Source organism: Heliorestis acidaminivorans (assembly GCF_008933955.1).
GTDB classification, from domain to species: Bacteria; Bacillota; Desulfitobacteriia; order Heliobacteriales; family Heliobacteriaceae; genus Heliorestis; species Heliorestis acidaminivorans.
This window is the reverse complement of the sequence record NZ_WBXO01000001.1, coordinates 256709-275070: the sequence shown is the minus strand read 5'-3', so window position 1 is coordinate 275070 and position 18362 is coordinate 256709. Positions and strand designations below refer to the sequence as shown.

Annotated in this window: 19 protein-coding genes and 1 riboswitch; all 19 genes read left to right on the top strand. The window is 42.4% G+C overall.

Annotated features, from left to right (window positions below; all coding sequences use genetic code 11):
• Positions 1 to 21: 21 nt before the first annotated feature.
• A complete protein-coding gene (gene nusA, locus F9B85_RS01305; protein ID WP_151617801.1) occupies positions 22 to 1308 on the top strand; it encodes a transcription termination factor NusA in 1287 nt (428 codons plus the stop codon).
• Positions 1309 to 1333: 25 nt separating this feature from the next.
• Positions 1334 to 1603 (top strand): RNase P modulator RnpM, encoded by a 270-nt coding sequence (gene rnpM / locus F9B85_RS01300; protein ID WP_151617800.1) that lies wholly within the window; start codon positions 1334 to 1336, stop codon positions 1601 to 1603.
• A complete protein-coding gene (locus tag F9B85_RS01295; protein ID WP_151617799.1) occupies positions 1603 to 1908 on the top strand; it encodes a L7Ae/L30e/S12e/Gadd45 family ribosomal protein in 306 nt (101 codons plus the stop codon). Before rnpM ends, F9B85_RS01295 begins: the two co-directional genes overlap by 1 nt.
• Positions 1909 to 1934: 26 nt before the next feature.
• Entirely contained in the window at positions 1935 to 4742 is a 2808-nt protein-coding gene (gene infB / locus F9B85_RS01290; protein WP_151617798.1) for a translation initiation factor IF-2, read from the top strand.
• A gap of 55 nt (positions 4743 to 4797) precedes the next feature.
• Positions 4798 to 5151, top strand: a complete 354-nt coding sequence (rbfA, locus tag F9B85_RS01285; protein WP_151617797.1) for a 30S ribosome-binding factor RbfA — start codon at positions 4798 to 4800, stop codon at positions 5149 to 5151.
• The gene (locus F9B85_RS01280; RefSeq protein ID WP_151617796.1) at positions 5138 to 6133 is read left to right on the top strand and encodes a DHH family phosphoesterase; all 996 of its coding nucleotides are present in this window, start codon (positions 5138 to 5140) and stop codon (positions 6131 to 6133) included. Before rbfA ends, F9B85_RS01280 begins: the two co-directional genes overlap by 14 nt.
• A complete protein-coding gene (gene truB, locus F9B85_RS01275) occupies positions 6123 to 7031 on the top strand; it encodes a tRNA pseudouridine(55) synthase TruB (RefSeq protein ID WP_151617795.1) in 909 nt (302 codons plus the stop codon). Before F9B85_RS01280 ends, truB begins: the two co-directional genes overlap by 11 nt.
• A gap of 9 nt (positions 7032 to 7040) precedes the next feature.
• Complete coding sequence (locus F9B85_RS01270) at positions 7041 to 8030, top strand: bifunctional riboflavin kinase/FAD synthetase (RefSeq protein ID WP_151617794.1); 990 nt, start codon at positions 7041 to 7043, stop codon at positions 8028 to 8030.
• A 127-nt stretch (positions 8031 to 8157) separates the two neighbouring features.
• Positions 8158 to 8427 (top strand): 30S ribosomal protein S15, encoded by a 270-nt coding sequence (gene rpsO / locus F9B85_RS01265; RefSeq protein WP_151617793.1) that lies wholly within the window; start codon positions 8158 to 8160, stop codon positions 8425 to 8427.
• A 132-nt stretch (positions 8428 to 8559) separates the two neighbouring features.
• On the top strand, positions 8560 to 10650 hold the full coding sequence (locus F9B85_RS01260; protein WP_207707022.1) for a polyribonucleotide nucleotidyltransferase: 2091 nt from the start codon (positions 8560 to 8562) through the stop codon (positions 10648 to 10650).
• A 121-nt stretch (positions 10651 to 10771) separates the two neighbouring features.
• The gene (locus F9B85_RS01255; protein ID WP_151617791.1) at positions 10772 to 11557 is read left to right on the top strand and encodes a polysaccharide deacetylase family protein; all 786 of its coding nucleotides are present in this window, start codon (positions 10772 to 10774) and stop codon (positions 11555 to 11557) included.
• A gap of 54 nt (positions 11558 to 11611) precedes the next feature.
• Positions 11612 to 12424 (top strand): D-alanyl-D-alanine carboxypeptidase family protein, encoded by an 813-nt coding sequence (locus F9B85_RS01250; protein ID WP_151617790.1) that lies wholly within the window; start codon positions 11612 to 11614, stop codon positions 12422 to 12424.
• Positions 12425 to 12507: 83 nt separating this feature from the next.
• Entirely contained in the window at positions 12508 to 13773 is a 1266-nt protein-coding gene (locus tag F9B85_RS01245; RefSeq protein ID WP_151617789.1) for a M16 family metallopeptidase, read from the top strand.
• A 35-nt stretch (positions 13774 to 13808) separates the two neighbouring features.
• Positions 13809 to 14201, top strand: coding sequence for a dUTPase (locus tag F9B85_RS01240; RefSeq protein ID WP_151617788.1), 393 nt, complete (start codon positions 13809 to 13811; stop codon positions 14199 to 14201).
• Positions 14202 to 14257: 56 nt separating this feature from the next.
• Positions 14258 to 14530 (top strand): YlmC/YmxH family sporulation protein, encoded by a 273-nt coding sequence (locus F9B85_RS01235; protein ID WP_151618355.1) that lies wholly within the window; start codon positions 14258 to 14260, stop codon positions 14528 to 14530.
• Positions 14531 to 14602: 72 nt separating this feature from the next.
• Positions 14603 to 14786, top strand: a riboswitch (Lysine riboswitch).
• Positions 14787 to 14893: 107 nt separating this feature from the next.
• Positions 14894 to 15697, top strand: coding sequence for a 4-hydroxy-tetrahydrodipicolinate reductase (gene dapB, locus F9B85_RS01230; RefSeq protein ID WP_151617787.1), 804 nt, complete (start codon positions 14894 to 14896; stop codon positions 15695 to 15697).
• Between the two features lie 100 nt (positions 15698 to 15797).
• Positions 15798 to 16691, top strand: a complete 894-nt coding sequence (dpsA, locus tag F9B85_RS01225; RefSeq protein WP_341474368.1) for a dipicolinate synthase subunit DpsA — start codon at positions 15798 to 15800, stop codon at positions 16689 to 16691.
• A gap of 18 nt (positions 16692 to 16709) precedes the next feature.
• On the top strand, positions 16710 to 17297 hold the full coding sequence (locus F9B85_RS01220) for a dipicolinate synthase subunit B (RefSeq protein WP_151617786.1): 588 nt from the start codon (positions 16710 to 16712) through the stop codon (positions 17295 to 17297).
• A gap of 52 nt (positions 17298 to 17349) precedes the next feature.
• Complete coding sequence (locus tag F9B85_RS01215) at positions 17350 to 18360, top strand: aspartate-semialdehyde dehydrogenase (protein WP_151617785.1); 1011 nt, start codon at positions 17350 to 17352, stop codon at positions 18358 to 18360.
• Positions 18361 to 18362: the final 2 nt, after the last annotated feature.

Below are 18362 nucleotides of genomic sequence, written 5' to 3'. Positions count from 1 at the left end.
TTAATCTAGGAGGTCATAGCGATGAACGTCGAATTTCTAGAGGCGCTTCAAGACCTCGAACGGGAAAAAAATATATCTAAAGAGATTTTAATTGAAGCAATAGAGGCGGCACTCATATCAGCTTACAAAAAAAACTTTGGTTCATTACAAAACGTTCGGGTTCACATCGATAGAGCCTCTGGAGAGTTTAAGGTATACTCTCGAAAAACGGTAGTCGAAAAAACAAACGATTCACGATTAGAAATTTCACTAGAAGAAGCCAAGCAAATAGATCGTCGATATCAACTAGAAGATATTATCGAGTTTGAGGAAACACCGAGGAATTTTGGTCGTATAGCCGCACAAACAGCAAAACAAGTCGTAGTACAACGAATTCGTGAAGCTGAGCGCGGCATGATTTATGAAGAGTTTTCCAATCGTGAAGGAGATATAGTTACAGGTATTGTCCAACGTATGGAAAACAAAAATATCTATGTTGATTTAGGTCGAGTGGAAGCTTTGTTAGCACCTTCTGAGCAAATGCAAGGCGAATCGTATCGTCATGGAGAACGGATAAAAGCATATATTGTCGAAGTGAAAAAAACCACTAAAGGCCCTCAAGTCATGATCTCTAGAACACACCCCGGACTATTAAAAAGACTCTTCGAATTAGAAGTGCCAGAGATTCATGATGGTACAGTAGAACTGAAAGCCGCCTCGAGAGAAGCTGGTGCACGATCCAAAATAGCAGTCTACTCCAGAGATGAAAATGTTGATCCTGTTGGTGCCTGCGTAGGACCGAAAGGAATGAGAGTGCAAGCCATCGTAACAGAACTTCGTGGCGAAAAAATAGACATCGTAAAATGGAACGAAGATCCAGCTAGATTTGTGGCTAATGCACTTAGTCCAGCGAAAGTAATCTCTGTTGATATTATAGAAGAAGAAAAAGTCGCTCGTGTCATTGTTCCAGATTATCAGCTCTCATTGGCCATAGGTAAAGAAGGGCAAAATGCCAGATTAGCGGCAAAGCTTACGGGATGGAAAATTGATATCAAAAGTGAAAGTCAAGCCAAAACGCTACAAATTTTGCCTGCAACATATGAAGGTCAAGGAGAATATGAAGATTACATCTACGATGATTATGACTATGAACAAGGCACTGAAGAACCACAGGACAACTATGACGAAACTTATGATGAGAACTATGACTATGAAGAGAGCTATGAAGACTTAGAACAAGCAGAATACGAGGACGTCGCAGAAGAGCAATATGACGAAAATGATGTTCACAGTGAGGATTACACAGTAGAGGATGATCAAAAAAGCTAAACTGTACTAATGCGGAGGAATAGCAATGGTTCGAACGAAGAAAATTCCTCAACGAATATGTGTAGGTTGTGGAGAAACGAAAGATAAAAAAGCCTTAATTCGAGTTGTTCGTACGCCGGAAGGAGAAATTCTTTTCGATCCAACTGGTAAGAAATCGGGTCGAGGTGCCTACCTTTGTGTTTCTCAGGATTGTCTCAACAAGGCTATCAAAGCGAAACGACTGGAAAAAGCTCTTAAGCAAGCAATTACCCCAGATGTTATCGAACAACTAAAGGCTCAGCTAGGAGATGTTTGATGGATTCAGCAAAATTTTATGCCTTGCTAGGTTTTGCCCGTAGAGCAAAAAAAGTCGCTTCCGGAGAAACAGCCGTAGAAGCAAACCTCAAAAAAGGTAAAGTCTTGCTGCTTATTTTGTCGGAAGACGGATCAGAGCATAGTAGTGAAAAGTACGAACAATGGTGTCAAGATATAGGCGTCAAAACAGTACGGTTTGGCACAAAAATAGCTTTAGGAACAGCACTAGGGCAATCTCCTCGAACCATGGTAGCAATCCTAGATGAGGGATTTGCAAAAGCCATTGAACAAACGTTAGCTAACTAATAGCAAAAAAATTCGGAGGTGACAGAATGGTCAAAAAAAGAGTTTTTGAACTAGCCCGAGAATGGGGTGTAGAGAGCAAAACACTTATCTCTACCTTTAACAACATGGGTGTTGAAGTAAAAAACCATATGTGTACCATTGAAGATGAAGATATCAAAAAAGTTTTGCCACATGTCAAGAAAGCAAATCAGCCAAGAAGCAATATTGACCATAGAGAGCATAATGGCATTAAAGAAGATCAGGAGAGAAATGCTCAAGAAGGTCGTCCCCCACGTTCGGGACCAACAGGGGATCAGCGATCTGCTCGTCCACGCAATGAAGGTAGACGTCAAGACCAGGCACCTAGACAAGAGGGCATCAGACAAGAGGGCCAAAGACCTACAGGACAAAGACCAATGGGAGCAGGCCCCAGACCAGGAGGTCAAGGCGGTTTTGCTGGTGGACCTCGTCCAGCAGGAGCAGGACCCAGACCAGCTGGTCAAGGTGGACCAGGCGGACCCCGTCCAGCGGGATCAGGCCCCAGACCAGGAGGTCAAGGCGGTTTTGCTGGCGGACCCCGTCCAGCAGGTGCAGGCCCTAGACCAGGCGGTCAAGGTGGTTTTCCAGGAGGACCTCGTCCAGCAGGAGCAGGCCCTAGACCAGGCGGTCAAGGTGGCTTTGCTGGAGGACCTCGTCCAGCAGGAGCAGGCCCTAGACCAGGCGGTCAAGGCGGCTTTGCTGGAGGACCTCGTCCAGCAGGAGCAGGCCCCAGACCAGGAGGCCCTGGTGCTGGAAGACCTAGTGGTCCTAGACCAGGCGGCTCCGGTGGCCCTGGTGGTGGAAGACCTGGCCAAGGACGTAAACCAGGAGGCCCTGGCGTTGGCGGTCCCAGACCGATTCCTAAGTCAGCCATTCCCAAACCACCAGATATTGTAGAACCACCAAAGAAAGACGGCAGACAAAGACATGCCAACAATAAGCAAGCACCAAAAGATAAAGACCATCGCTACGATGACAAGCCAGGTGCAAAATTATTACATCCCAGAGGCAAAGGGAAAAACAAGATTTTGCAACGAGAGCAACAAATTGCAGAACGACCTAAACATATTGTCATCGACGAAAGTGTAACGGTCTCTGAACTATCCCAAGCCATGGGAATACCTGTTAATGAATTGATCAAAAAGTTGATGCAATTAGGCGTATTAGCTACAATCAACCAAGAGATCGACTCTGACACAGCAATGGTACTTGCTTCTGAATGGGATATTACTGTAGATGTTAAGAAATCTTTTTCAGCTGAAGAACTATTGGCTGAAGACGCAGAAGATATTGAAGAGGACATGATTGTTCGTCCTCCTGTAGTAACTGTCATGGGACACGTCGACCACGGAAAGACTTCATTACTCGATAGCATTCGCCATACTGATGTTATTGCATCAGAAGCAGGTGGTATAACTCAGCATATCGGAGCTTATCAGGTAGAGGTACAAGGTAAAAAGATTACTTTTCTTGATACGCCAGGCCACGAAGCATTTACAGCCATGCGTGCCCGTGGTGCAAAAGTTACGGATATAGCAATCCTTGTTGTTGCAGCTGATGATGGCGTAATGCCTCAAACAATTGAAGCTATCAACCATGCCAAAGCGGCAGAAGTTCCAATCATAGTAGCCATCAACAAGATTGATAAACCAGACGCTACACCAGATCGAGTTAAGCAAGAATTAACAGAACATGGTCTCGTAGTGGAAGAGTGGGGCGGAGACACTATTGCTGTACCCGTTTCTGCGAAGACAGGTCATAATTTAGAACAACTTCTAGAAATGGTACTGATAGTTGCAGAAGTACAAGACCTAAAAGCAAACCCCAACCGCACAGCTCATGGTACAGTCATCGAGGCTAAGCTTGATAAAGGACGGGGTCCTGTAGCTACTGTACTAGTAGAGCGTGGAACACTCAACGTAGGCGATGCCATAACTGCAGGTACATCGAGCGGAAAAGTACGGGCTATGATAGATGATCGGGGTCGCAGAGTCAAAAAGGCAGGTCCATCTATGCCTGTCGAAGTACTTGGTCTTTCTGATGTACCTCAAGCAGGCGATACTTTTGCAGCTGTTGATGATGAAAAATTATTTAAGCAAGTCATTGCCGAGCGCATGGCTAAGCGGCGAGAAGAGGATCATAGAAGAACAGCAAAAGTTTCCTTAGATGATCTCTTTAAACAAATTCAGGAAGGTCAAGTCAAAGACTTGAACCTCATAGTAAAAGCAGATGTTCAAGGATCTGTAGAAGCCATACGCGGCGCCCTTGAAAAACTATCAACAGACGAAGTGCGAGTCAAATGTGTTCATGATGGCGTCGGTGCGATCAAAGAAACAGACGTTATGTTAGCAGCAGCTTCTAATGCAATCATCATTGGATTTAACGTTCGACCTGACAGCAACACCAGAAAAGCAGCAGAAGCTCAACAAGTAGATACTAGACTCTACCGAGTTATCTATGATGCCATAGAAGATGTAAAAGCAGCTATGTCAGGCCTACTAGATCCTGAGCAGAGAGAAGTTGTTCTAGGCCGTGCAGAAGTAAGAGCAACTTTCAAAGTTCCCAAAGCAGGCACTATTGCAGGATGCTATGTGCTTGAAGGAAAAATTGCCAGAAACGCTGAAGTTCGAGTCATTCGTGACGGCATCGTCATTCACGAAGGCAAACTTGACTCCCTAAAAAGATTCAAGGATGATGCCAAAGAAGTTAACGAGGGCTTTGAATGTGGTGTAGGTATCGATAGATTTAACGATCTCAGAGAAAACGACATTATCGAAGCTTTTATCTTCGAAGAAGTAAAACGCAAAATCCAATAGTACAATCAGACAAAAGCCTTATTAAGCTCAATGTCTGACCTGGGGAGGTACCATCATGGCTGGTCATCGTGCAGCACGCGTGGCAGAAGAAATCAAACGTGAATTAGCTCGTTTGATTCGTGACGAAATGAAAGATCCTCGCCTGGGCTTTGTGAGTATCACTGATGTAGAAGTTTCCAAAGATATTCGCCATGCCAAAGTCTATGTGAGCGTTTTAGGTGATGAAGAAGTAAGAAAGGCAACTCTGACTGCACTAAAACAAGCAACAGGATACTTACGCAGTGAGTTATCCAATAACATTAGAGTTAGATTTATGCCTGAATTAGCTTTTCAATTTGACGACTCTATCGAAAAAGGAAGTCGTATCAACGAACTTCTTTCACAGGCTAAGAGAAATGAACAAGAGTAATTCATTAGCGACAGAAGTAGGCCCAGAAATCGTCAAAACACTCCGTCAAGCAAAACGAGTACTCCTATGTGTACACCAAATACCTGATGGAGATGCCCTTGGTTCTATGAGTGCCTTAATCTCTACTTTACAAGAACAAGGAAAAGACCTTTTTGCCTACTGCCACGATGAGGTGCCGCAGATCTATCGTTTTCTGCCTGGAATTCAAAAAGTAAAACAGAAAATTGTAGACCCTGCCGCCTCCTTTGATGTGGCCCTTATTATGGATTGTGGAGATTTAGAAAGAATAGGCCCAAGCTTAGATTTTCTGCACAATGTAGAAGTCATCATCAATCTAGATCACCATACAGGTAACCCACTCTTTGGTCATTTGAATTGGGTTGATACAGAGGCCGCCGCTACAGGTGAAATTGTTTATCAGCTACATGAACAAGCAGGATGGCCAATTACCGCTGACGTAGCGACGGCACTTTATACATCTTTAATGAGCGATACAGGTTCTTTTCAATTTTCCAACACCAGTGCCTATACCATGAGAATTGCAGCAGAACTTAGAGAAAAAGGTGCAAGAACAGACGAAATACGAAGAGAAATCTACGAAAAAAAAACTATGCGTTCTCTTCAACTATTGAGACATGCCCTTAACCAACTTCAAATCTCCGAAGATGGTCAAATCGCTTGGATTAGCATAAGCTCAGAAATTAATGGCCAAATTGGAGCTACTCATGAAGACTATGAGGGGATAATATCTTATCCGCGCACCATAGAAGGTGTAGAAGTAGCTTTACTATTTCGAGAAATGGAAGTAGGAACTATCAAAATAGGACTTCGTTCTAATCGAACTATAGATGTTGCCGCCGTTGCACGCCAAATCGGAGGTGGTGGCCATCGTAGAGCCGCTGGCTGTACCTTTAAAGGTTCACTTGCAGAAGCAGAAGAACGCTTGCTGGAGATGATAAAGGGGTGCCTTAATGCAAATTAACGGCATTATCAATCTACTGAAAACACCAGGAATGACTTCTCATGATCTTGTGGCCAAAGCACGCAGAATATTGCAAGAGAAAAGAATTGGACACCTTGGAACATTAGACCCTGAAGCGGCAGGTGTATTACCTATTGCCATAGGACAGGGTACACGATTAGTTCAATTTCTTAGTAGCTCTAACAAAACCTATCGTGCTCAACTTCTCTTAGGCCGTTCAACAGATAGCCAAGATTTTACGGGAAAAACTGTGGAAGAACATGCTCTGCCAGAGCTAACTAGAGAAGAAATAGAGAAGATCTTAGAAAAATTTCGTGGATCAATTGAACAAATTCCGCCTATGGTTTCTGCTGTATCTGTAAAAGGAAAAAGGCTTTATGAATATGCACGACAAGGCATAAGTATAGAGAGAGAGCCACGGAAAGTGGAAATCTATCGCCTTGAGGTGCGAAGATACGATGCTAAGTGTCCCGAAGAGATCATCCTAGATGTTCAATGCTCTGGAGGTACTTACGTTAGAACACTTTGCCATGATATCGGACAAGTCATAGGCTGTGGTGCCCACATGGGATGGCTAATCCGTACTCAAAGCGGACCTTTTCAATTGCAAGATAGCATTCCTTTTGAAGAATTAACAAAAGAAAAAGCACTTTCTTCAACCACGAACCTCTATGATGCATTGGAACATTTTTCATCTTGGGAAGTTCCAGTACATCGACATGAAGCTTTACAAAAAGGGCTAGCCCAATATATTGAAGGCTCTTGGATAGAGGGACAGTGGATTCGCTTACACCATCAAGGACAATTACTTGCATTAGGTCAAGCTGTAAAGCAAGGTGACCGTTGGTCTTGCCAACCGAGAAAAGTATTCCAAGGCTCTCAAAATGCAACAAAGTAGGGAATAGCCATGGATACCATCATCTACAAGGGACGTTCTATAGGAGAATACCAGCGTGTGCACATAGCACTTGGTAATTTTGATGGAGTCCATCTTGGACACCGTCGCATAATAGAAGAACTGGTGAAAAAAAGCCACCAAGAGCAGGGTACAGCTGTTGTAGCAACCTTTGATCCCCATCCACTTGAGGTGATTCGGCCTCAGCAACCACCAAAACTAATTACGCCCATGAAGGTGAAAGGAGAACTATTTCGACGCCTTGGTGTTGACATTTGTCTTCTTTTTTCTTTTTCAGATCAAATGGCGCAACTAACAGCAGAAGACTTTGTTGAAATAGTATTAAAAGAACACCTTCGATGTAACTCTGTTATGATAGGCTTTAATTACTCTTTTGGTAGCAAAGGGCTAGGAACGCCAACACTTCTACAAAAGCTGGGCAAGGAAAATGGCTTTAACGTAAAAATTATGGATGCAGTTACTATTGATGGGATACCAGTAAGCTCAACTAATATTCGTAAAGCTTTATTACAGGGAGATGTAGAAAGAGCAACACAATTGCTTGGTTACATTCCAATGCTTACGGGAAAAGTTGTTCATGGTGAAAAAAGAGGAAGGCAAATGGGCTTTCCTACAATAAATCTAGATTTATCGAAAAACCAACTGCTGCCCCAAAGAGGCGTCTATTCAGCTGTAGCCACTTTTGCAGATAAGAAAGATAGATATATAGCCCTTGTTAATATAGGCGTAAAGCCAACCTTTGGCTGTCACCGGGAAAGTGTAGAAGCTCATCTACTAGACTTCCGAGGCGATCTATATGGCCAAGAGGTAATCTTGCATCTCATACATTTTCTGCGTCCAGAAATCGCTTTTGGACAAGTGGAAGAGCTTATTGCACAAATCAAAAAAGACAGTACTCAGACAAGAGAGTATATGAAAAGAATCGATCAAGAATTTATTAACGAAAAATTGATTGATCTTCATAATAGATCTACAAGCTAAGAACCTTTACTTACCAATAAGGCTGTGCTACAATGTTACAGTGTTCCAAAAGGCCATTTGCTCGGCCTACCGACATCCTCCGACGGTTCGCTGGGCTTATGGAGAGAAAACATAAGGAGGTGCCACAATGGTACTAGAAGGCAATCGCAAACAAGAGTTAATTTCCAAGCATAAGCAACATGATCGTGATACTGGATCACCAGAAGTTCAAATCGCCATCCTAACGGAGCGAATTAACTATCTCACGAATCACTTAAGAACCCACAAAAAAGATCACCATTCACGTAGAGGACTACTGAAAATGGTTGGTCAAAGACGTGGAATGTTGCGTTACCTCAAAAACAAAGACATTGATCGCTATCGCAAGATTATTGCTGAGCTTGGATTGCGTCAATAAGTGTCAGAAAAGAACGGGGAAGACCCGTTCTTTTTTATTTCTTCATGTGTTTTTTCGCTTATGGAAGGAAATACTAACTTATACGTCGAAAAAAGTTTTAGAGAGGAGGTCTTTCATTTGCAAGTTTTTACAATGGAATTGGCCGGTCGCACTTTAACCATTGAGACTGGTCGCATGGCCAAGCAGGCTAGTGGCTCTGTACTTGCTTCCTACGGTGATACAGTTGTCCTAGTAACAGCAACAGCATCAAAAGAACCAAGACCTGGTATTGATTTCTTTCCCTTAACAGTAGATTACGAAGAACGCCTATATGCAGTAGGTAAAATTCCTGGTGGGTTTATCAAGAGGGAAGGTAGACCAACAGAAAAAGCAATCTTATCGTCTCGCCTCATTGATAGACCTATTCGTCCCCTATTTCCCAAAGGATTTCGCAATGACGTTCAAGTTGTTGCTACAGTCATGTCGGTAGATCAAGAATGTCAGCCCGATATGGTTGCTATGATAGGTGCTTCTTGTGCATTATCTCTATCAGATATTCCTTTTGAAGGACCTATAGGCGGCGTAACAGTCGGTCGTGTTGATGGACAGTTCGTAATCAATCCAGGCGTAGAAGCATCTGAGAAAAGTGATATCAACCTAGTCGTAGCAGGCACCAAAGATGCAGTTATGATGGTTGAAGCAGGCGCTAATGAAGTACCTGAAGATGTGATGCTAGAAGCTATCATGCATGGCCATCAGGAAATTCAACGTATTGTAGAATTTCAAGAAAAAATGATGGCTCAAGCTGGACAAGAAAAAAGAGAACTTATTCTTCATAAGATGAATGAAGAGATTGAAGCGGCTGTGCGTCAACATGTTGGCGACAAGCTAGCACAAGCAATCCGGAATTCCGATAAACTTTCACGAGAAGCAGATATTCAAGCTGTAAAGGAAGAAACTGTTACAGCGCTGATCGAGCAATTTCCTGATCAAGAGAAAGAGCTTCAAGATGTACTCAGTACAATGGTCAAAGAAATCGTACGCTCTATGATTACCGTTGATAAAGTACGTCCTGACGGAAGAAAGCCTGACGAGATACGTCCTATCACCGTAGAAGTAGGTATCTTGCCTAGAACACATGGTAGTGGACTTTTTACGAGAGGCCAGACACAAGTTCTGAATGTTTGTACCCTTGGAACAATCGGTGACTCACAGATTTTAGATGGATTAGGCTTAGAAGAGTCCAAGCGTTATCTTCACCACTATAACTTCCCCGCCTTTAGCGTTGGTGAAGCAAGACCAATGCGCGGTCCTGGTCGACGAGAGATTGGACATGGTGCACTAGCTGAAAGAGCTCTCGTACCTGTTTTGCCAACGGAAGATGAATTCCCTTACACTATTCGCTTAGTTTCTGAAGTATTAGAATCTAACGGCTCTAGTTCTATGGCAAGCGTATGTGGATCTACCCTTTCTATGATGAATGCTGGAGTACCAATTAAAGCGCCTGTAGCAGGAATTGCCATGGGTCTAGTAAAAGATCAAGAGCATTACTCCATTCTTTCTGATATACAAGGTATGGAGGACTTTTTGGGTGACATGGACTTCAAAGTAGCTGGTACATCTAAAGGTGTTACAGCCTTGCAGATGGATATTAAGATTCGAGGCGTGAGTCGAGAAATTTTAACAGAAGCTCTGAGTCAAGCACAAAAAGGTCGCATGCATATCTTAGATAAAATGATTGAAGTCATAGCCAAACCATCAGAAACTATGTCTCCTTATGCACCACGTATCATTGCCTTTACTATTGATGCAGATAAGATTCGCGAAGTAATCGGCCCTGGTGGCAAAACAATTAATAAAATTATTGCTGACACGGGTGTAAAAATTGACATCGAAGACGATGGTCGCATTTTCATAGCTTCAACAGATGAAGAAAGCGCTCAAAAAGCACTAAAAATCATTCAAAACCTAGTCGCAGAAGTAGAAATAGGCCAGATCTATACTGGAAAAGTCACGCGTATAATGACTTTTGGAGCTTTCGTGGAACTCATACCAGGCAAAGAAGGTCTAGTCCACATCAGTCAGCTAGCTAACGAAAGAGTAGGCAAAGTTGAAGACGTAGTAAAAGTGGGAGACGAAATAACAGTAAAAGTTATAGAGATTGACAAACAAGGTCGAGTTAATCTTTCCAGAAAAGAATTACTCAAACCAAAAGCTCCATCGGGAGAACCGAATGGTGAATAAAATCATAGCAATAGATGATAAACCGAGATCAACAGCTCGGTTTATTTATTTTTTTACCCCCTTGAGCATAGAGTTTCATAAGGTCTAGAAAAAGGACTGGGCCGAAAGGGGTAGAGATGCTATGAAAGTTTTTTTTATTTCTAAAAAGAAAGCAATCATAACGGCTATAGTTAGTTTCACAATCATAATTGGACTTATTAGTCTAGGCAACCTATGGAATCCTTCAAACAAAGCACACATAGAAGAATCGATCACATCAACAGGAGCAATAGGGACGGAGATACCAGGTGTTCTCTATAGAGGAACAGAAGTCAATAAGATTGCCTTAGCTATCAATGTTGATTGGGGAGAAGAATACATTCCTGAGATTCTTGAAATCCTTAAACAACATAATAGTAAAGCAACCTTCTTTTTTACTGGTCGGTTTGCAGAGAAGCTGCCTGACATAGTAAAAATGGTTTTTCAGGAAGGTCATGAGATTGGCAATCATGGCTATTCACACCCTCATCCCACCCAAATTTCTAGTGAAGCCAATCGTCGTGAAATTCAAAGAACTCATCAAGTTTTGGTGAAAACAACAGGGCAAGCACCACACTGGTTTGCTCCACCTTACGGTGAATGCAATACGCAAGTTGTAGAAGTGGCTCGTCAAGAAGGTTATGGTACTGTACTATGGACCGTAGACTCAGCAGATTGGATGAACCCCGCTCCTCAAGACTGGATGAAAAGGGTCATGAAAGGAATTGGCCCTGGTGCTATTGTTCTAATGCACCCTACAAAATCAACTGTTCAAGCTTTACCAGAACTTTTAAAGTATAGTCATGAAAAAGACTGGCGCGCAGTAACCATGTCTGAATTAACTAAGGAAGAAAAAGAATCTGCAAAAGAAGAAGAGAAAAAACCATAAAAGTTGCCCTAGAGAGTCATAATAACCCTGCACACTTTTGCAGGGGGAATAATAATGATAAAATTTACAAGGACAACACTTTTCTTTTGTTTCTTTTGCTTCTTAATATTTCTGACTAAAGAAGCAGAAGCAATACCATCAGTAACAGCCGATTCGGCTATCTTGCTTGATGCACATACAGGAGAAATATTATATGAACGTAGCTCCATGGAAGCGAGACCACCAGCATCAACGACAAAAATCGTAACAGCCATCTTAGGATATGAGATGGGCGACCCTGAAGAAGAAACCATAGTAAGTCAGAGAGCGGGGACAACTGGAGAAGCTTCCATACACCTTTACCCAGGAGAACATGTTACCCTCGGCGATCTATTGACCGGTGCTCTTGTGCGCTCAGGAAATGATGCCTGTGTTGCCATATCGGAACACCTTGCCGGTAGTGAAGAATTTTTTACCCTCTGGATGACAGCAAAAGCAAGACTCCTAGGAGCTCGTTCAAGTCAATTTTTTAACCCCCACGGCTTACCACATAAGCAACATCACTCAAGCGCCTATGACCTAGCAGTAGTGGCTTATTACGCCATTCAGAACCCTTCTTTTGCATCTACAGTTAAGCAAAAATACGCCAACCTCGATCATCGAGAAGGTTGGCCAAAAGAAATCAGAAGTACGAATCGTTTACTTTGGAATTATCCTTTCGCCGATGGAATAAAAACAGGAACGACTCGTGCCGCTGGCGCCTGTCTTGTTGCCTCGGCTACCAAAGAAGACCATCATCTTATTGCCGTAGTGTTACACTCTGACGATCGCGTCGGAGATACCATGAGACTGTTTGAATACGGTTTTGCCATTCAAGAAGGAAAATAAAGTTTTCATATAGAATAGCTTTATTTTACCCTTTTGCATTATTGTAATGGTGCCATCCCAAAATCCAAGGAGGCCACAAAGGAATGGTTCGCAAAGAAGTATTGCCCAATGGAGTTCGCATAGTTGCTGAATCTATACCTCATGTTCGTTCTGTAGCTCTCGGCATCTGGGTTGCTACAGGCTCGAGAGATGAAGAGCCTGCTGTTGCAGGTGTATCACATTTTCTTGAGCATCTCTTATTCAAAGGTACAGAGAAAAGAAGCGCCAAAGATTTAGCTGAAGTACTAGAAGCTGTGGGCGGACAGCTTAACGCTTTTACCTCCAAAGAATATACCTGCTATCATGCTAAAATACTAGACGAACACTTCGACTTAGCATTAGATGTTTTAACAGACATGTTTTTCAACTCTCGCTTTAACGAGGAAGATATTGAGCGGGAACGAAGAGTAGTACTCGAAGAGATAAAAATGTATGAAGACTCACCTGATGAAGTAGTTCATGAACTTTTATCTGAAACAATGTGGTCTACTAATAGTCTGGGAAAGCCTATCTTAGGTACCTATGAGTCTATTGATAGCCTTTCTCGAGATATGATTGTGGATCATTTTCACAATGAGTATACAGCTAACCGGATAGTAATTGCTGTAGCTGGTCGCATAGATCCAGACAAAGTTATTGCTCAGATCAGAACTCATTTTGAAAAGATGGAAAAGAAGAAGAATAGAGAAATTCGACAATTACCAACGACAACAACAAAAGTAGCTTTTGTTAAAAAAGACGTGGAACAAGTACAGCTTTGTATAGGTACATCAGGTTTAGCCCATCACAGTTCCAATATCTATGCACTTCATATACTCAATAATGTAATTGGTGGTGGAGCGTCGTCACGACTATTCCAAGAAATTCGAGAAAACCGTGGCTTAGCCTATTCTGTTTTTTCCTATCACTCCTCCTTTTCTGATGCCGGACTCTTTAGCATCTATGCCGGAACAAGTCCAAACTATCTACAAGAAGTTTTAGAAATCTCCATTCAAGAAATGGTTCGCATCAAGAACGAAGGCATCACAGAGAAAGAACTAAAAAGAATTCAAGATCAAATTAAAGGTAGCATGTATCTCGGCTTAGAAAGCGTTAACTCCCGCATGACTCGTCTAGGGCGTTCTGAGATCCTTTACGGTCGCTATGTTACACCAGAAGAAGTCATAGAGAAGATTTACAATGTAACTAGAGAAGACGTGTTAAACCTTGCTCGTCAACTCTGGACAAAAGATCAAATCGCTCTCGCTATTGTAGGTTCAAAAGAACCAGAAATTGAACTAGCTGAAGTTTTACACAAGCAAGGAATGTAAGCTTTGCTGGAACAATATTGAACAGGAGCGATATAATGGATCGAGAAGAAGGATTGAAAGAGCTAACTAAGCAGGATAGATTGTCTCACATCTTTGAGTTACAATCTGCTTTCGATAATGAAATCATCAAAAAAAGAGGACTAGAACAAATTAGTCGAGAAGAGTGGCTTCAAAAAGAAACTTTAGCAATGATTTCAGAGCTATCAGAGCTACTAGATGAAGTGAACTTTAAGTGGTGGAAGAATCCTAAGCCAATTAATGAAGATGCAGTGAAAGAAGAATTAATTGATATTTTGCATTTTTTTGTCAGCATGTGCCTCAAAGCAGGTCTGACGCCAGAAGAGCTATATGAAAGATATAAGAAAAAGAACCAGGAGAATTTTGACCGTCAAGCAGGATTATCAAAGAAAAAAGGCTATTCGTTCTAAAGCACCTACTTGTCCGCATAGTACTTTTTTGAAGGGACAAGAGGGAGAGGGTGACGATGCGCCTAAGTGATCTCGTAGGCAAAGAAATAGTCAATATTACTTCGGGAGCCAGATTAGGCACCGTAGGTGACTCCGATCTCGTCATCGACGAGTTTACAGGAGAAATTGATGCCATTATATTGCCAGCACGCAATGGTGTTGTAGGTTTCTGGACGGACCGTCAACCTCTGCTCATCCCTTGGGACTCAATTGTGAAAATTGGAGCAGAAGTTGTTATTGTTGAGCTTGACGATACATACCCTGGTTATACCAGAAGATTTCCTTTTTAGCGTTGACGCTGACAATGTAACATGGTACTATCAAAGTTAACAAAGTCATATATTTTTTGTACCTCATCCCAGTGGAGAGTTAGAGGTGCGGTATGTTATGAGTAACACAGATGAGTTTTGACGGAAAACTATGATTCTGTAGGGAAAGGAACTACCGCCGAAGTCTGAATAATGCCGATCATTTTCAGGCTGGGGCTGGGCAAAATATGCCCAGAACTGCCACCAGTACTTTTTTTGGTGGAGAGCTACTTTTTACGTACGGGGACGGTGGATATATGTTACCCATCTTCTTTGATTATGGGGGCGACCGCTGAACTCCTTGCGGTCGCCTTTTTGTATTCTTTTTTAGAGGTGAAGAAAAAAATGTCAAAAAAAATTCGTGTCTTGGTAAATGGTGCTCGAGGAAGAATGGGGAAGGAAGTAGTTAAGGCCATTCTGAACGATCCAACCCTAGAACTAGTTGGTGCCGTTGACCCTGCAGGAACAGAAGAAGATGCCGCAGTAGTAGCTGGATTGCCCGCTTGTGGTGTCTTACTTACTGGTGATTTATCCGATACGATCGAAGCGAGTAACCCTGAAGTTATGGTGGATTTCACAATACCCCAATCAGTAATGGGCAACATTCGCATCGCTTTGCAACATAAAGTTTCCCCTGTTGTAGGAACAACAGGTTTAAGTGAACAAGACTTGCAAGAGATTCGTGAATGGACAGCAAGCTATGAAACATCTTGTCTAATTGCACCAAACTTTGCTATCGGCGCTCTATTAATGATGCGCTTTGCTAGAGAAGCATCACGTTTCTTCCCCCATGTAGAAATCATGGAATATCACCATGATCAAAAGCTAGATGCACCATCTGGAACAGCAATCAAAACAGCAGAAGCTATTCAAGAAGAAAGACAAAAAATCAATCAAGGTCATCCTGATGAAGAAGAAATAATCGCTGGTTCAAGAGGCGGAGAATTTGAAGGCATGCGCATTCACAGTATACGCCTACCTGGATTGGTAGCTCATCAAGAAGTACTATTTGGAGGACTGGGGCAGACACTAACCATTCGCCACGATTCAATTACGCGAGAATCTTTTATGCCCGGCGTAATAGAAGCTGTTCAGCGTATTCGCTCTGCTAAAGGCCTCGTTTATGGATTAGATAAATTGATTTTCTAAGAAAGCTTACAGTCAACTACAAACATGTTCACCTCTTGTCAGTTTCCCTCATAGTATGACTTGAGTTTTATTGCACCGCTATGAGGAGGTCAGAGGCATCATGTCAGACCTGCAGGGAATTTCATTGGCTGTCATCGGTGGTGACAAAAGAGATCAGATTCTGGTTCAACGGCTTGTAGAATTAGGTGCTCAAATTAACGTTATTGGTTTACCAGTTGATGATTGCGACCAAGTTTCCATCAAGAATCATCTCTCACATGCTCTTACCGATGTATCAGCTCTTATTTTGCCTATGCCAGGAATTGATCCACAGGGAAGAGTCTATGCACCCCTGTATGATAAAAAGCTCTATCTCAATAATGAAGAACTCCAAGCATTACCTTCCGGATGCCCTATTTTTGTTGGTGTAGCACGTCCAAAACTTCGGGAAATGGCTGAAAAAAGAGGTGCCGAGATTATAGAGGTTGCCGAGATGGATGAATTTGCTATCTTGAATTCTGTACCTTCTGCAGAAGGTGCTATACAGATGGCTATGGAAGGTCTGCCAATCACCATTCATGGCAGTCGTTCCATTATCATTGGTTTTGGTCGACTAGCAATTACGCTGACAAGAATGCTTATGGGTTTAGGGTCTCAAGTAACAGTTATAGCTAGAGATCCTGTAGCTAGAGCACGAGCTTGGGAAATGGGAGCCAAAGCTTTACCCATGGAATCACTGCCTGAAGCACTGGCAGAAGGAGATTTTATCTATAACACTATTCCAGCAATGATCTTAGATCAAAAAATGATAAACCTTGTGAATCCCGAGGGAATGATCATCGATCTGGCCACTGCACCCGGCGGTACTGATTTTGAGACTGCCCGACAAAAAGGAATCAAGGCAGAACTTGCGCCAGGACTACCAGGCAAAGTAGCACCGAAGACAGCAGGTAAGCTAGTTGCCAAAGTATACCCTGGTTTGATTCGGCAGTATGTGCTCAGCACCGGTGGGTAGTCCGGGGAGGTGTACAGTATGCGTCTAAAAGGTAAAACAATCGGTTTTGCCATTACAGGTTCACACTGCACCATTGCAGAAGTCATTCCGATCGTCAAAGAACTGATTGAAAAAGAAGGTGCCGTGGTCATTCCCATTTTTTCAGAAACTGTACTAACGACCGATACTAGGTTCGGCAAAGCTGAAGATTGGAAAAAAGAATTTGAAACACTGACAGGTCAAAAAGTCATCACATCTATAGTAGAGGCAGAACCTATTGGACCTCGAAAATTATTAGATGTTATGGTGGTAGCACCATGTACAGGAAATACCATTGCCAAACTAGCTAACAGTATCACCGATACGACTGTACTCATGGCTGTAAAAGCACAGCTTCGCAACCTAAAACCAGTTGTATTAGCCATTTCAACAAATGACGGTCTGGCAGGCAACCTAAAAAATCTTGGTCATCTTATGAATGCTAAGAACATTTTTATGGTTCCCTTTGGCCAAGACAGTCCTACAGGCAAGGCTAATTCCATAGTTGCCAAGATGGAGTTGCTTCCTGATACAATTGTATCTGCCTTAGAGAATCGACAAATACAGCCGCTATTAGTAAACAAATAATTCTTAAATAACAAAAATAAAAAGCATGCAGAAAACAAGGAGGCCATGTTAGGTGAAAAAATACAACGTAGCGATTGTAGGAGCCACAGGTGCCGTTGGTCAAGAACTGTTAAAAGTACTAGCAGAACGAAACTTTCCCCTCGGTGAATTAAGGTTGTTAGCCAGCCCACGTTCAGCAGGCAAGAAGATGAATTACCAAGGTAAAGAATATACCATTGGTTTAACTGATGAGAAAGCTTTTGATGGCATGGACATTGCTCTCTTTGCTGGTGGTTCGGCATCAACAAAGTACGCACAATCAGCAGTCGATGCTGGTGCTGTAGTTATTGATAACTCATCGGCTTTTCGTTTAAGAGATGATGTACCCTTAGTTGTACCAGAAGTAAACCCTGAAGACGTTGATTGGCATCAAGGTATAATAGCTAATCCCAATTGTTCTACCATCATTATGGCAGTTGCCTTAAAGCCTTTACACAGTGCTGGTACCATCCGTCGTGTCGTTGTATCCACCTATCAAGCTGTATCTGGAGCGGGCAAAGAAGGTATTGAAGAACTAACGGAGCAGATCGGGCAAACAATCCGTGGTGAAAAAGTAGCACCATCCGTCTTTGCCCATCCCATTGCTTTTAACTTAATACCTCACATCGATGTTTTCCAAGACGGTGATTACACCAAAGAAGAATGGAAAATGATCAAAGAAACTCAAAAAATAATGCATGAGCCTGCTCTGCCTATTACAGCTACTACAGTAAGAGTTCCTGTATATAGAAGTCATTCCGAATCTATTAACATTGAACTAGAAAAGAAAATAACGGCAAAAGAAGCGCGGCAGATTCTGTCCGAAGCACCTGGCATTATAGTTTGTGACAATATTGAGAACAAAGAATATCCTATGCCTTTATACACATCAGACAAAGATGAAGTTTTTGTAGGTCGAATTCGAGAAGACTTGTCTATCGAAAAAGGCTTAAATATCTGGGTAGTAGCTGATCAGATTCGTAAAGGTGCGGCAACTAATGCTATTCAAATTGCTGAGACTTTAATAGAACGCCAGAAAATCTAAAG